13 protein-coding genes are annotated in these 13,689 nt (G+C 47.2%); 6 read left to right on the forward strand and 7 right to left on the reverse strand.

Features of this window, described 5'->3' with window-relative positions:
- From eda to AB4161_RS04710, 6 genes are all read right to left on the reverse strand, one after another.
- Window positions 1–401 (reverse strand): bifunctional 4-hydroxy-2-oxoglutarate aldolase/2-dehydro-3-deoxy-phosphogluconate aldolase (gene eda / locus AB4161_RS04685; protein ID WP_372051052.1); only part of this gene is annotated, 401 nt, incomplete at its 3' end.
- A 9-nt stretch (window positions 402–410) separates the two neighbouring features.
- The gene (locus tag AB4161_RS04690; RefSeq protein ID WP_372082888.1) at window positions 411–1,403 is read right to left on the reverse strand and encodes a sugar kinase; all 993 of its coding nucleotides are present in this window, start codon (window positions 1,401–1,403) and stop codon (window positions 411–413) included.
- A gap of 3 nt (window positions 1,404–1,406) precedes the next feature.
- Window positions 1,407–2,819: a glucuronate isomerase gene (uxaC, locus tag AB4161_RS04695; RefSeq protein WP_102394443.1), complete on the reverse strand. Its 1,413-nt coding sequence runs from the start codon at window positions 2,817–2,819 to the stop codon at window positions 1,407–1,409.
- A 12-nt stretch (window positions 2,820–2,831) separates the two neighbouring features.
- On the reverse strand, window positions 2,832–4,295 hold the full coding sequence (locus tag AB4161_RS04700; RefSeq protein WP_372082889.1) for a fructuronate reductase: 1,464 nt from the start codon (window positions 4,293–4,295) through the stop codon (window positions 2,832–2,834).
- A 96-nt stretch (window positions 4,296–4,391) separates the two neighbouring features.
- Window positions 4,392–5,699 (reverse strand): TRAP transporter large permease, encoded by a 1,308-nt coding sequence (locus AB4161_RS04705; protein ID WP_017068141.1) that lies wholly within the window; start codon window positions 5,697–5,699, stop codon window positions 4,392–4,394.
- Window positions 5,700–5,714: 15 nt separating this feature from the next.
- On the reverse strand, window positions 5,715–6,227 hold the full coding sequence (locus tag AB4161_RS04710) for a TRAP transporter small permease (RefSeq protein WP_017068142.1): 513 nt from the start codon (window positions 6,225–6,227) through the stop codon (window positions 5,715–5,717).
- Window positions 6,228–6,526: 299 nt separating this feature from the next.
- Between AB4161_RS04710 and AB4161_RS04715 the strand changes: the two genes are divergently transcribed.
- From AB4161_RS04715 to uxuA, 3 genes are all read left to right on the forward strand, one after another.
- Window positions 6,527–7,510, forward strand: coding sequence for a TRAP transporter substrate-binding protein (locus tag AB4161_RS04715; protein WP_029235323.1), 984 nt, complete (start codon window positions 6,527–6,529; stop codon window positions 7,508–7,510).
- A 107-nt stretch (window positions 7,511–7,617) separates the two neighbouring features.
- Window positions 7,618–8,400, forward strand: coding sequence for an FCD domain-containing protein (locus AB4161_RS04720; protein ID WP_017068144.1), 783 nt, complete (start codon window positions 7,618–7,620; stop codon window positions 8,398–8,400).
- Between the two features lie 207 nt (window positions 8,401–8,607).
- Window positions 8,608–9,795 carry a mannonate dehydratase gene (uxuA, locus tag AB4161_RS04725; RefSeq protein ID WP_372082890.1) on the forward strand — a complete coding sequence of 396 codons (1,188 nt, stop codon included), beginning with the start codon at window positions 8,608–8,610 and terminating at the stop codon, window positions 9,793–9,795.
- 100 nt (window positions 9,796–9,895) lie between these two features.
- Here the strand turns inward: uxuA and AB4161_RS04730 are convergent, their stop codons facing one another.
- Window positions 9,896–10,669 (reverse strand): helix-turn-helix domain-containing protein, encoded by a 774-nt coding sequence (locus AB4161_RS04730; protein ID WP_372082891.1) that lies wholly within the window; start codon window positions 10,667–10,669, stop codon window positions 9,896–9,898.
- Window positions 10,670–10,766: 97 nt separating this feature from the next.
- On the opposite strand from AB4161_RS04730, the gene AB4161_RS04735 reads away from it, so the two are divergent.
- The 3 genes from AB4161_RS04735 to AB4161_RS04745 all read left to right on the forward strand — a co-directional run bounded on the left by AB4161_RS04735 (window position 10,767) and on the right by AB4161_RS04745 (window position 13,626).
- Window positions 10,767–11,900 carry a multidrug effflux MFS transporter gene (locus tag AB4161_RS04735; RefSeq protein ID WP_372082892.1) on the forward strand — a complete coding sequence of 378 codons (1,134 nt, stop codon included), beginning with the start codon at window positions 10,767–10,769 and terminating at the stop codon, window positions 11,898–11,900.
- A gap of 155 nt (window positions 11,901–12,055) precedes the next feature.
- Complete coding sequence (locus AB4161_RS04740; protein ID WP_372057294.1) at window positions 12,056–12,574, forward strand: TetR/AcrR family transcriptional regulator; 519 nt, start codon at window positions 12,056–12,058, stop codon at window positions 12,572–12,574.
- Window positions 12,571–13,626, forward strand: a complete 1,056-nt coding sequence (locus AB4161_RS04745; RefSeq protein WP_372082893.1) for an alcohol dehydrogenase family protein — start codon at window positions 12,571–12,573, stop codon at window positions 13,624–13,626. Before AB4161_RS04740 ends, AB4161_RS04745 begins: the two co-directional genes overlap by 4 nt.
- Window positions 13,627–13,689: the final 63 nt, after the last annotated feature.

Raw genomic sequence — 13,689 nt, forward strand, 5'->3', positions numbered from 1 at the left:
TCAGCAGGGAAGAACTTCAATGTGGTTAAGCCCATTTCTAGAGCGGCTTCTACTGTACTCGGGTTGTTGACCCCAGGAATGATATCAATACCAATCTCTTGGCAGGCTCTTACCGTGTTTGGATTAAATCCAGGAGAGACGACAAACGTTGCGCCTGCCTCTTTAGCCGCGATAGCTTGCTCACGATTGAGCACAGTGCCCGCGCCGATCAACATATCTGGTTGTGATTCACGGAGTAGACGAATAGCTTCTACAGCAGCCTCAGAACGGAACGTAATTTCTGCTGCCGGTAAACCATTTTCAGCTAACACTTTACCCAGAGGGATGATGTCTTCAGCGTTGTCGATAGCGATCACAGGGATAACTTTCAGTGTTTTCAGTTGTTGTTTGATGTTAGACATTGGTATTCCTTAAATGGCTGTGATGGCCGCTTGAGTGAGTTCTTTTGCAATAATGGCACCACGATGTTGGATAACGATGCCTGCCATAGTATTGCCGCGCTGGCACGACGTTATTAAGTCTTCGCCCGCAAGGTAAGCCGATAAAAATCCGCCATTGAATGAGTCTCCTGCCGAGGTCGTATCAACGACATGTTCAACAGGCAGGGTCGGCACCGCCCGTGGAGCCGAAGCGGTACCAGAATCTGGATTTATGTCACCCTGAATTGTGGCATCTTGAATGAGACAGCCATCTGCACCCAGTTTGACGATGCATCGCTTAACACCCAGCGCCGTTAGACGTTCGATAGTTTGCTCTGGAGAGCTATCTCCCCAAATTAACTGTTCGTCATCGAATGTGACCAACGCTAAATCCGTCAATGTATACATGGCCTGGTAGCTGTTTTTGACGGTTTGGTTTTCGTCTTGTGGCCAAAGTGCAGGGCGGAAGTTACTGTCGAAGGCAATCTCAACACCTTGTGCCTTCAACTCAACCAAGATGTTCAATAGCTCGATACGATCTTGTTCAGGCAGAATCGCTAATGTGATCCCGCTGAGAAAGACCATATCGACATTGCGCAGTGCCTGCTTTATCTGATTGAAATCTGGGTGCTGTAGCAGGTAGCGTGCAGCCGACTGGTTTCTCCAGTACAGAAAGGTACGTTCACCTGCGTCATCAAGCTGAATTAGGTATAGACCCGGAGTACGTTGGCTGTCTTGTAGAACAAGGTCCGTCGACACCCCCTCTTGTTGCCAGCGTTCTAACATTCCCTTGCTAATCGGGTCTGCGCCCAAAGCCGTGACGTAGGACACTTTTATGTCATCTTGATTGAGGTTGGCCTCGCAGCCGCGGCTTAGATAGACCGCAGCATTGAGTGTGTCCCCGCCAAACGTTTGATGCATTGAGCCGAACGGTTTGCCGTTCAGCTCGATCATGCACTCACCAATAATGGCGATATGTTTCATCGGTTACGCCCTCTCTTCGAAGTAGCGTTTTGCGTTACCAAAGCAGATGTCTTCGACCATAGGGCCAAGCAGTGACATGTCGTTTGGTACCTCGCCGTTTTCAGCCCAACGACCAAGCATGTCACACAGAATTCGGCGGAAGTATTCGTGGCGTGTGTACGACAAGAAGCTGCGAGAGTCAGTCAGCATGCCGACAAACTGGCTAAGCAGACCAAGTTGAGATAACTGTTCCATTTGGCGTTGCATGCCGTCTTTCTGATCGTTGAACCACCAACCAGAACCAAACTGAACTTTGCCCGCGATGCCGCCACCTTGGAAGTTACCAATCATGGTTGCCATCATCTCGTTATCGCGAGGGTTTAAGCAGTAAAGGATGGTGCGAGGTAACTCGTTGCTTTGATCCATTTCGTCTAACAGGTGAGCCAATTCGAAGGCAAACGTCTTATCGCTGATCGAATCAAACCCTGCATCTGCGCCTAACAGTTGGAACATGCGCGTGTTGTTATTGCGCTGAGCACCAATGTGAAGCTGCATTACCCAACCCATTGCGGCGTAGCGCTTGCCTAACCACACCTGAACCGCTGTTGAAAACTGCGCACATTCTAGATCGGTGAGCGTTTCGCCATTGAGGCGTCGAGTTAACAGGGCATCCAAATCCGATTCTGATGGAATAGGTGCGTAGCGAACCACTTCAATACCGTGGTCAGCCGCACGACAGCCATGGGCATTAAAGTGGACTAAACGCTTGTCTAGCGCACTCAACAGATCATCAAATCGACGGATCTCGATATCGGCTACTTGACCAAGTTGGCGCAGGTAATCGACAAAGGTGTCGAGTTCGATTTTGAAGGCTTTATCTGGGCGCCAGCTTGGTAACACTTGTACATCAAATGAATTGTCTTGAGCGATCGCCTTATGGTGTTCAAGAGAATCAATTGGATCGTCTGTCGTACCAGCCATCACCACATTCATCTGCTTCATGATGCCGCGAGCACTAAATTCTGGTGTCGCTAATAGCTCGTTGCCTTCGTGCCAAATTTGGTCTGCGGTTTCTGGACCAAAGAGAGTGCCAGTAATACCAAATGGGCGGCGTAGTTCTAAATGAGTCCAATGGTAAAGTGGGTTGCCCAAGGTTTGAGGGACGGTTCTAGCCCAGGCCATGAACTTATCATAATCGCTTGCGCCTCCAGTAATCAGACGCTCATCAATCCCTGCTGAACGCATACCACGCCATTTGTAGTGGTCACCTTCAAGCCAAATCTTAGACATGTTTTCGAACTGACGATCTTGAGCCACTTCTGCCGGGTTTAGATGGCAGTGATAGTCATAAATCGGCTGGTGGCTTGCGTGTTCATGGTACAAACGACGTGCAGTCTCATTCGACAGTAAAAAGTCTTCACATAAGAAATTCTTCATTGTTTGTACTCCTTATAACGCAGCCACGGTCGCAACGGCACCTTGTTCAATTAATGATTGGTACGCTGAACTTACCGCATCAATGACCTGCGGGTCTTGGCCTAGCTCGGCAGGGAAAATCGCTTCAACCGCAAGTAATGCTGGAACCACAGAAACATTGAGTCCATGCTGGTCGCAGATCTGGCGAAGTGTGTCTGCCATTGGATCGCGGACATCAATCTCATTGCCTTGCTCATCAACGCCAGATACATAGCGCATCCAGCCAGCGATGGCGGTTGCAAGCCACGAGAAATCTGAGCCTTGATCTAAATGGAATCGTAAGCTGCCACCCATACGTTGAGGGATCTTCTGGCTGCCATCCATCGCAATCTGCCACGTCTTGTGCTTCAAGCTTGGGTTAGTGAAGCGGTTGATCAGCAAGGTTGCGTAACCTTCTAAATCAGTCCCTTCAGGCATCGTTAACGAAGGTGCCTGTGATTTCATCATCATGTCAAAAGCGGCTTTTCGGTAGCCAGCATCCGTCATAGTGTCGGAAATATGGTCGTAGCCACCAAGGTATCCAAGGTAAGCAAGGAAAGAGTGACTGCCATTGAGCATACGCAGTTTCATCTCTTCGTAAGGCACCACATCTTCTACGAACTCTGCGCCAGCGACATTCCAATCTGGACGACCTGCCACAAAGTTATCTTCAATCACCCATTGGCGAAAGGGTTCACAGGCGATGCCACATGGGTCTTCACAACCAAGCAGTTCTGCAATTTCTGTCAGTGTTTCTTCTGTTGCTGCGGGTACGATACGGTCAACCATGGTGCATGGGAAGGTGACATTGGTTTCAATCCAATCACGTAATTCTGGGTCAAGCAGTTGAGCAAACTCAATGATCGCTGCTTTTGCTACATGACCGTTCTCTTGCACGTTATCGCAAGACATGACCGTGAATGGTGTTAAGCCACGTTCACGTCGAATTTTGAGCGCTTGCACAATGTAACCTAATGCTGATTTAGGTTCGCTTGGGTTAGCTAGGTCAGCGATGACTAATGGGTTATTTTTGTCGAGTTTTCCTGTCGCTGGGTCTGCGCAGTAGCCTTTCTCTGTGATGGTCATAGAAACGATAGCCACTTGAGGTTCGGCCATTTTTTCTAATACGGTTTCGATGCCGTCTAGGCTTGGGTGAAGAGATTCGGCCACTGAGCCGATCACTTTAACGTCTGTGGATTCAGCGCCTTTTTCAGCAACCGTGTAAAGGTGATCTTGCGTGCGAAGTGATTCAATTAAGTCTTCGCCTCCGAATAGGTTAATTTCGCAAATACCCCAATCAGTGCTGGTCTTGCTGAGCATTTCATTGGTGAACAACGCTTGATGCGCTCGGTGAAATGCACCGAAGCCTAGGTGCACGATACGGCTTTGGAGTGCTGAACGGTCGTAGTCAGGTCGTAGTACAGTGTTTGGCAGCGTAGAGTTAGCAACAGTCTTCATTATTCAGTTCCTTTTCCCGCCAGCGAACCAGCGGGATTTTATTATTTGATAAAGCGTTTGAGTGTTTAGCAGTCTTAGAATCTATCTGTGACCAAATTACGAACCGTAGCCCAGTACCAATTCAGGTAGGAACAAGCTCAGCTCAGGGATAAAAGTAACGGCCATTAGGGCTGCAATAAGTGCGGCATAGAATGGCAATAAAGGCTTGATGACTTTGTCGATGGCAATGTTGGCAACCGAACAACCGATGAACAGAGCACTACCTACTGGCGGTGTACAGATACCGATAGCAAGGTTGAAGGTCATCATGATGCCGAAGTGCACAGGGTCGATGCCTAGGTCTAGCGCGATTGGTAAGAAGATTGGTGTGAAGATAAGAACCGCAGGGGTCATATCCATAAAGATGCCAACAATCAACAGAATCACGTTGATAATCAGTAGGATCATTAGTGGGTCTTCGGAAACCGCGAGTAGAGCATCGGCAATCATGTAAGGTACATCGGCGTTCGCCATTGCCCAAGACATGCCCATTGATGCGCCAACCAGTAATAGAACGATAGATGTTGTTACTGCAGACTCAAGGATGATCTTTGGAATATCACCCCATTTCACTTCGCGGTAGACAAGCACAGCTAAAACAAACGTGTATACCACAGCAATTGCGGAAGCCTCAGTCGCAGTAAAGATACCGCCAATGATGCCGCCCATGATGATGCCGATCAGTGCTAAAGAAGGTGCTGCTTTTAGGAAGGTATTCCATACCATTGATGTGGAAGGACGAGCTGCGACTGGGTAGCCACGACGTTTCGCGATAATACCTGCCACCATCATGATGCTCAGCCCCATCAATAGGCCTGGGATGTAGCCTGCTAAGAACAATGCTGCAATAGAGGTACCACCAGAAACTAATGAGAACACGATCAGCGTGTTGCTGGGTGGGATAAGCAAGCCCGCAGGACATGACGTAATATTTACCGCAGCCGAGTAGTTTTCGTCATATCCATCTTTCTTTTGCAGAGGAGACATAGTGCCACCAACTGCAGCAGCCGATGCAACCGCTGAGCCTGAGATAGACCCAAACATCATGTTTGCCATCACGTTTACGTGGGCGAGTGAACCTGGTAGACGACCACCCAACACTTTCGCGAAGTTGATCAAACGCAGCGCGATGCCGCCTTGGTTCATGATGTTGCCCGCCAAAATGAAGAACGGAATTGCTAATAGTGCAAAGTTATCAAGGCCTGCCGCCATACGTTGAGCAACTACAGCAATTGCAGGCTCAAGCGGTAAGCTCATTAAGATGGTTGCTAGTGACGATAAACCAATCGCAAAAGAGACCGGTACACCGATTGTAAGCAGTACAGCGAAACTACCGAATAATGTCAGTATTACTTGCCATTCCATTGTGAAATCCTTCTATCAATCAAGTTGTGAGTCGGTGATCAAATCGTCACCTGACATTAATTGTTTAACGCGTTCGTAGGTAAATACGACTGAGTAAAAAATCATCAAAGCGCCACTAACCGGTAAGCAGAAGTAGATGTAGCCCATTTCTAAACCTAGAGCGGGAGTCAGTTGTCCCATCGCAAGTGTTTTAGCTGCAAGTTGGCTGCCACCGTGTACTAGAACGATATAAGAGAAAGAAGCGATGGCTATTTGGATAATGATTTCGTTGATTAATTTACGTTTGCCAGTCAGCTTCATCGTAAGTAGGTCGATGGCAAGGTGGCGTTTCAGACCTGTTGTGTAAGCAGCACCAATCAGGGCTACCCACATAAAGAGGTAACGAGCGAGCTCGTCGGTAACAGTACTTGGTTTGCCAATAACATAGCGGGATAGAACCTGCCATATCACGCATAGCACCAAGAAAGACGATAGAGACACTGTAAAGGCGGCCAACCCTCTATTTATGTAACTGACCAATTTATTCATGTTTATTTCCTTTCAACAAAATTGCGTATCTCATAACAATTGGTTTACCAATGTAAGAAACTGTTTCTATGTAGGGATGGGATGTTCAAAAATCTGGCTGAATCATAAGCTATTCATTTTTTGGTTGGCGTGAGCAACTTCACAAATGATTTTGGTTGACCAATTTATGGGTTTTTATTGTGATATTGGTCAATCAATTTTAATTTCAGCTTTGACGGTTCCTTTTTTGAGCCCCAATATGAGCCCATAACAAAAAACACCCTACATTTTGGATAACCAATCCACGGAGAATAAGAATGATGATGACGCGTAAAACTTTGATTAGTGCGGTTGTCGGTGCTGCTTTGACTTTTGGAGCAACAGCTTCTGCTTATGCAGCGACAACATTGAAACTGAGCCATAACCACCCTCGTGACCATGCAGTACATGAAGCGATGACGTTTATGGCGAAAGAAGTACGTGAATTGACTGATGGTGAGGTGCGTATTCGTATTTACCCTGATGCTCAATTGGGTACACAGCGTGAATCTATGGAGCTGATGCAGAACGGCGCTTTAGATATGGTGAAAAGTAATGCTGCTGAGCTAGAAGCTTTTTCTCCTGCTTATTCATCATTCAACATGCCTTACTTATTCCGCGATCAAGCGCACTACTACAGTGTGACTGATGGTGAAGTAGGCCGTGACATTCTTAACTCTTCTCGTGATAGCGGCTTTATTGGTGTGACTTACTACGACGCTGGTGCGCGTAGCTTCTATACCAATAAGCCAATTAACACACCAGAAGATCTGAAAGGTTTGAAAGTTCGTGTTCAACCAAGCCCATCAGCAATTGCGATGGTGAAAGCGTTAGGCGGTAACCCAACGCCACTAGCTTACGGTGAGTTGTACACAGCACTGCAGCAAGGTGTCGTAGATGCGGCTGAAAATAACATTCCTTCTTTCAGCTTGAGCCGTCACAGTGAAGTGTCTAAATACTTCAGCTTAGATGAGCACACGATGGTTCCGGATGTGTTGGTTATCTCAACCAAAGCATACGATAAACTGACTGCAGAACAACAAGATGCGCTAATGAAGGCGGCAAGTGATTCATCTGAATTGATGAAAAAATTGTGGGCTGAATCGGAAGCAAAAGAGCGTGCTAAAGCCGAGAAAATGGGCGTTACTTTTGTGGAACCAGACAAGGCTGCGTTCGCACTAGCGGTTCAACCTATGTACGACGCGCTAGATAAAGCGGACCCAGAATTGAGCGCATTGATTGACCGTATTCAGGCTGTTGAATAACGAGCAAATATAGAAAAAAGAGTAATACAAAAACAAGGTGTTACTGCATTTTAAGATATAGAGGTTGACCAATTATATTTGGTCATTATGATGGCGAGAGAAATACAATGGAAAGAAGTGACAATATCATCATGATGCCTTTCGAGCCGAAAAGACCTTATCAGGAGATAGGGTTAGTACTAAGAAAAGAACTGATTGAAGGCCTGTATAAGGTCGGAGATAGGTTACCTCCAGAACGCGATATTGCTGATCGTCTAGATGTAAGCCGCACTGTGGTGCGTGAAGCGATCATCATGCTGGAGCTTGAAAACTTAGTTGAGGTGAAAAAAGGGTCGGGTGTTTATGTCCTGAACATTCCAACTCATTCTCGCGAGAATGTGGTCAGTGATGACGCTGGTCCATTCGAGATGCTGCAGGCCCGCCAATTACTGGAAAGTAATATCGCGGAGTTTGCGGCAACTCAGGTCACTCCGGGCGACATCATTAAGATGCGCTCTGCACTCGAACTCGAGCGCGAAGAGCTTGCAAGCGGCACTACCGATTGCAGCGGAGATGAAAGATTTCACATGTGTATTGCAGAGGCAACTCAAAACTCTGTGCTGGTAGATATGTTGAAACAATCCTGGGATCGACGCGAAAAGAGTCCAATGTGGAATAAACTCCACTCTCACATCAGTGGTCAAGATTACCGTGAAGAATGGTTAGATGATCACGCTCGTATCCTCGCCGCCTTACAGCGCAAAGACCCTGTCGCTGCTAAGAACGCAATGTGGCAACACCTTGAGAATGTTAAACAGCGTTTGTTAGCGCTCTCAGACATTGATGACCCAAACTTTGATGGTTACTTATTTAGCTCCAACCCAGTGGTGCTGCTTAGCTCAGAAAGCTAGTTCTGAAGCTAATGTTGAATTCAGCGACAAGGCTCCTCTTGAAAGCTGATTCATTCACTAGGTTGTAGATAGGTAATCGTCTTTAGACCGGCGTAGACCGGTGCTATCTCGGGCAGTAATTGTCATTGCTGCCATTAAGAAGTCGTTATTGCATTTAGCTTGATTAATTCGAGCCGGCTAAGTGCGTCTTAAAGAAAGGTAAGTCTCATGGAACAAACGTGGCGTTGGTACGGCCCTAATGATCAAGTTTCGCTAGACGATATTCGTCAAGCGGGCGCAACTGGTATTGTGAATGCACTGCACCATATTCCAAATGGTGAAGTTTGGACAAAAGAAGAAATCCTTAAGCGTAAAGCCATTATCGAAGAGAAAGGTTTAACGTGGTCGGTTGTAGAAAGCGTGCCTGTGCACGAAGAGATCAAAACTCAAACTGGCAACTACCAGCAGTGGATTGATAACTATAAGCAAACTCTGTCTAACCTTGCTGAGTGTGGCATCGATACGGTTTGTTATAACTTCATGCCCGTGTTGGACTGGACGCGTACCGATTTAGAATTTGAAATGCCTGATGGCTCTCGCGCACTGCGTTTTGACCAAATCGCGTTTGCGGCATTTGAGCTGCATATCTTGAAGCGCCCAGGTGCAGAATCGGGCTATTCAGAATCAGAGCAAGCTCAAGCGTTGGATTACTTCAACAACATGACGCCAGAGCAAATTCAGCAACTGACCAATAACATCATCGCTGGCCTGCCAGGCGCTGAAGAAGGTTACACACTAGAAGCGTTTCAAGCACAGCTAGATCGCTATGCGGGAATCGACAAAGACAAGCTACGTGAGCACATGTCTTACTTCCTCGCTGAGCTGATGCCTATCTGTGATGCGAATGGCTTGAAGATGGCGGTTCACCCAGACGATCCACCGCGTCCGATTCTAGGCTTGCCTCGCATCGTTTCAACGATCGAAGACATTGATTGGTTGACCGAGCATGTACCAAGCAAAATGAATGGCTTGACGATGTGTACGGGTTCATACGGTGTTCGTGGCGACAATGACTTGGTCAACATGATCAAAAAGCACGGTGACCGAATTTACTTTACGCACCTGCGTTCAACTAAGCGTGAAGAGAGCAACCCAATGACATTCCACGAAGCAGCCCACCTAGATGGTGATGTGGACATGTACAACGTTGTGATGGCTATTTTGGATGAAGAAAATCGTCGTGCAGAAGTGGGCGATCACCGCTTAATTCCAATGCGTCCGGATCACGGTCATCAAATGCTGGATGACCTAAAGAAAACAACTAACCCAGGTTATTCGGCGATTGGTCGACTGAAAGGCTTAGCTGAAGTTCGTGGTTTAGAGATGGCATTGAAACGCGCTTTCTACACCAAGTAACGACCGCATCTAGCTTTAAAATACGCCTAAAAACCAGAACTCATGTTCTGGTTTTTTTGTATCTGAGCTCAGTAAAACTTCAGAGTTTGGATAACAATAATCACGCTGCTAACTTGGTAAAGGCCAACGGGGTTTGTCCGGTTTGCTGTTTGAAAAAGGCGATAAACGCACTGTTAGATGAGAACTCTAGCAGATGAGCCACATCACCGACTTGTCGGTTTTCTGAGAGCAGTTCAATCGCTTTAAACAAGCGCCATTGCTGTCGCCACTCTTGATAAGCCATGCCTGTTTCGGCTTTGAATAATCGAGTAATCGTTTTGGTGCTTGCGCCAACCGAGTTCGCTAATGTCGAGAGGGCTGGGGCAAGAAAGGAAGCGGTTCGGACTTGTTTGCAAAAGCTTTTAAAGCGGCGATCTGTCGGTAGTGGCAAGATAAACGAGTGTTGGTTAGCGCTGTAAAACTCTTCCCAAAATAGGTTGGCGGTATTGGTGGTTTGCTCGCGGGCAACGTCCCAATCCCAGAAAGCCATCTTATTGATTAGGGCTTTTAAAAGCTCGTTCACTTCCACAATCTCAATCACTTCTGGGCAGGTGTAAATACTGCTATCAAAATAGAGCGACCGATAAGCAACCACGTTGGTCATCTGCGCTCGATGTTTGGTATAAGGCGGGATCCACACGGCTTTGGTCGGCGGCAAAATACAAATGGCGTTTTCTAAGGTCAAGGTGATGCAACCCTGCGGAGCATACAGCAACTGTCCTTTTACGTGGTGATGTATTCCTGAGTCATGCTGACCTAGCTCTGCCGCAATCCCTATTACGGGCGCAGGTAAGCTGTCTGCATCAAACTCAATGGTTTCGCTGATTAATGCCATTTGTCCTAATCTTGTTGTTTTTGGTTTTAATGTTGTTAACGAGCCAAGGTTAGTTTCCCCTAGACTCCTCGTCAAGTTCACTGGTCTTGGAAAAATGATGAAAACAAAACCTTCTTTATGGCAAATGGTGCTATTGCTGATGTTCCCTCAAATCGCAGAAACCATCTATAGCCCGACTCTGGATTCAATATCGAAATCCTTTGATGTCAGTTACACACAAGCTGCTCAAACCCTATCGATTTACTTCTCTGCATTTGCGGTGGGTGTGGTGGTATGGGGCGTGTTAGCTGACAAATGGGGGCGCCGACCAACCATGTTACTGGGCATGGGGTTATTCGCCTGTTCAGCACTTATTGCTATGCAAACCGACAGCTTTACGTGGTTGATGATAGCCAGAGCCATGGGTGCTTTCGGGCTTGCGGTGGGCTCGGTGGTGACACAAACCATGTTGCGCGATGCCTTTAGCGGCGCGGAACTGGCCAAGGTGTTTGGTTACATGGGGATGGGGCTGTCGATTAGTCCAATCATCGGGCTGCTTCTTGGCGGTCAACTAAGCCAAGCGGGCGGGCATCAATATGTGTTTATTGCCTTGTTTATTATGGTGTTAGCGTTGTTGGCACATAGCCTATGGTCATTGCCTGAAACGCAACAATCTAAGCAGCCATTGCAGTTAAAGTCACTCAGTATTCACATGATCAAAGATAGCAATATATGGATGTCTGCGTTGCTGGTTGCGTCGTTCAATATTGCACTGTTTTCCTATTATCAATTGGGTTCATTTGCCTTCATTCAACTTGGATTTAGCGTTGAGCAGTTTGGCTACAGCGGCATTGTGCTTGGGTTCGGGACTCTGTTGGGAAGCTTGGTGAACAAGACATTGTTGAAGAGACAAGTGTCTTCAATGTCTCTGATTGGTATCGCAGCAGGGCTTCAAACATTAGGTGCGGTGGGTGTGTATTTTTCACAACACACGATCTGGTTCTTGCTTCCAATGATGTTGGTGGTTATGGCGTTTGGCATTGCGATTCCCAATGTATTGAGCCGAGCGTTGGTACGTTACCAATCTCAAGCAGGAAGTGCAGGCGCACTGTTTGGTTTGATGTATTACACCTTGATCGGCTCAGGGCTCGCTTTAGCGGGAATGCTCCAAGATCTAGGTGTAGTGTTGGTACTTTGTGGCGCGTTATCTGTTCTGGTGACGATACGCAGTCGACTCCAGCTTAAACGCTAAGTCTCTCATCTGTATTGATAAATTCCGTGTCCTGTTTGGCGCGGAATTTATCATTTCTTGGTTTGTAAATTTGGATATTGACAGGGGTAGAGTGATCGTTCTACTCTGTAGGTAGAACAATCATTCTACACTTTGTCGGGTATTGAGAGAGCACTATGTTGAGAGAACAGATTGCAGCAAGCTTAGAGGTGGCATTTAGCCAGCAAGGTTTTGCTGAGCCGAGCGTTGCACAGCTGAAAACGGCGTGCGATGTAAGCCTAAGAACCTTGTATAAACATTTCCCTTCAAAAGAAGCGATGATCGTTGGTGCCTTGGAATATCGACACCAACGCTACTTAGATTTCTTGTTGGAAACGTCGCCTGAAAAGGGGCTCGCATCGGTTACTCATATCTTCAACAAGCTCCAACAATGGTTAGAAGAGTATGCGCCACATGGGTGCATGTCGATGAATGCGATGGCTGCGTTTCCCGATAATGAGCTTATCAGCCAAGCGGTTACACAGCATAAAGAACAAGTTCGTTTGCTAATAGGCCAGCAGAGCCTGCGAGAGGATCTCGCGACACCGCTGTTTTTACTTCATGAAGGCGTATCAAGCGCGTGGCCAGTCTTAGGCGAAGAAGCAGTGGCATCGGCGCAGAATATGGTGACAAAATTACTCAAGGAAACAGTATGAAATTCGAACTACCAAAGACAATGAAAGGCGCAGAGATGCTAGGACACGGCGGAGCAGAAATGCTGGGGTACCGTGAAGACATTGCTGTTCCACAAATTGAGCCTAATGAAGTGCTGATCAAAGTCATGGCAGCAGGCGTTAATAATACCGACATCAACACGCGAATTGGTTGGTATGCGAAAAGTGATGATTCAGACGATGCCAGCTGGTCTGGCGAAGCGTTGAAATTCCCTCGCATCCAAGGAGCCGATGTGTGCGGTTTCATCGTAGCCGTTGGTAACGAAGTTTCGGCTGAACGTATTGGCGAGCGTGTTCTGATTGAGCCTTGTTTGACTGAAGTTTACGGAAGAGATCTGCCACAGCCATGGTATTTTGGTTCGGAGTGCGATGGTGGTTTTGCTGAATACACCAAAGTAGCAGCTAAGCACGCTTACGCGGTGAACAGCACAATGTCGGATGTTGAATTGGCGTCTTTCCCATGCTCTTACTCGACCGCAGAGAATATGCTGACGCGTGCCAATGTGGCTGAAGCTGATCGCGTGCTTATCTCAGGTGCATCGGGCGGTGTGGGCTCTGCGGCTATTCAGCTAGCAAAAGCTCGCGGCGCGTATGTTATTGCCATCACTAGCCCAAGCAAGAACCAACAGTTACTTGAACTTGGCGCTGATGAAGTGATTGCTCGTGATGCGGATTTGGTTAAAGCGCTAGGCGAAAGCAGCGTGAATGTGGTGATCGATTTAGTCGCCGGTGACAAATGGCCGGAATTCCTTGAAGTGCTGAAACCACATGGTCGCTATGCCGTATCTGGCGCAATTGGTGGCGCTATGGTTGAGCTTGATGTTCGCACTTTGTATCTCAAAGATCTCAGCTTTTTTGGTTGCACGGTTTTAGAACCGCAAGTATTCCAAAACTTGGTTAATCGTATCGAGAAACAGCAGATTGGCGCCATCGTTGCAGAGTCTTATCCGCTAGCCGATATCCATAAAGCGCAAGATGAGTTCTTAAAGAAAAAGCATGTTGGTAAGATCGTGTTGGAAGTGGCAGAACGCTAGTTTTAGTCAGCTTCACGGTTTAGATTTATGGAAGAGCGAGCAAGCGTTATGTGCTCGCTCTTT

The sequence above is a fragment of the Vibrio sp. 10N.286.51.E5 genome, assembly GCF_041469125.1.
GTDB classification, from domain to species: Bacteria; Pseudomonadota; Gammaproteobacteria; order Enterobacterales; family Vibrionaceae; genus Vibrio; species Vibrio crassostreae_C.

What these genes read in the sequence shown, in the direction of transcription:
- AB4161_RS04690 (WP_372082888.1), bottom strand. Translation starts at nt 1,403, where the DNA reads ATGAAACATATCGCCATTATTGGTGAGTGCATGATCGAGCTGAACGGC.
- uxaC (WP_102394443.1), bottom strand. Translation starts at nt 2,819, where the DNA reads ATGAAGAATTTCTTATGTGAAGACTTTTTACTGTCGAATGAGACTGCA.
- AB4161_RS04700 (WP_372082889.1), bottom strand. Translation starts at nt 4,295, where the DNA reads ATGAAGACTGTTGCTAACTCTACGCTGCCAAACACTGTACTACGACCT.
- AB4161_RS04705 (WP_017068141.1), bottom strand. Translation starts at nt 5,699, where the DNA reads ATGGAATGGCAAGTAATACTGACATTATTCGGTAGTTTCGCTGTACTG.
- AB4161_RS04710 (WP_017068142.1), bottom strand. Translation starts at nt 6,227, where the DNA reads ATGAATAAATTGGTCAGTTACATAAATAGAGGGTTGGCCGCCTTTACA.
- AB4161_RS04715 (WP_029235323.1), top strand. Translation starts at nt 6,527, where the DNA reads ATGATGACGCGTAAAACTTTGATTAGTGCGGTTGTCGGTGCTGCTTTG.
- AB4161_RS04720 (WP_017068144.1), top strand. Translation starts at nt 7,618, where the DNA reads ATGGAAAGAAGTGACAATATCATCATGATGCCTTTCGAGCCGAAAAGA.
- uxuA (WP_372082890.1), top strand. Translation starts at nt 8,608, where the DNA reads ATGGAACAAACGTGGCGTTGGTACGGCCCTAATGATCAAGTTTCGCTA.
- AB4161_RS04730 (WP_372082891.1), bottom strand. Translation starts at nt 10,669, where the DNA reads ATGGCATTAATCAGCGAAACCATTGAGTTTGATGCAGACAGCTTACCT.
- AB4161_RS04735 (WP_372082892.1), top strand. Translation starts at nt 10,767, where the DNA reads ATGAAAACAAAACCTTCTTTATGGCAAATGGTGCTATTGCTGATGTTC.
- AB4161_RS04740 (WP_372057294.1), top strand. Translation starts at nt 12,056, where the DNA reads ATGTTGAGAGAACAGATTGCAGCAAGCTTAGAGGTGGCATTTAGCCAG.
- AB4161_RS04745 (WP_372082893.1), top strand. Translation starts at nt 12,571, where the DNA reads ATGAAATTCGAACTACCAAAGACAATGAAAGGCGCAGAGATGCTAGGA.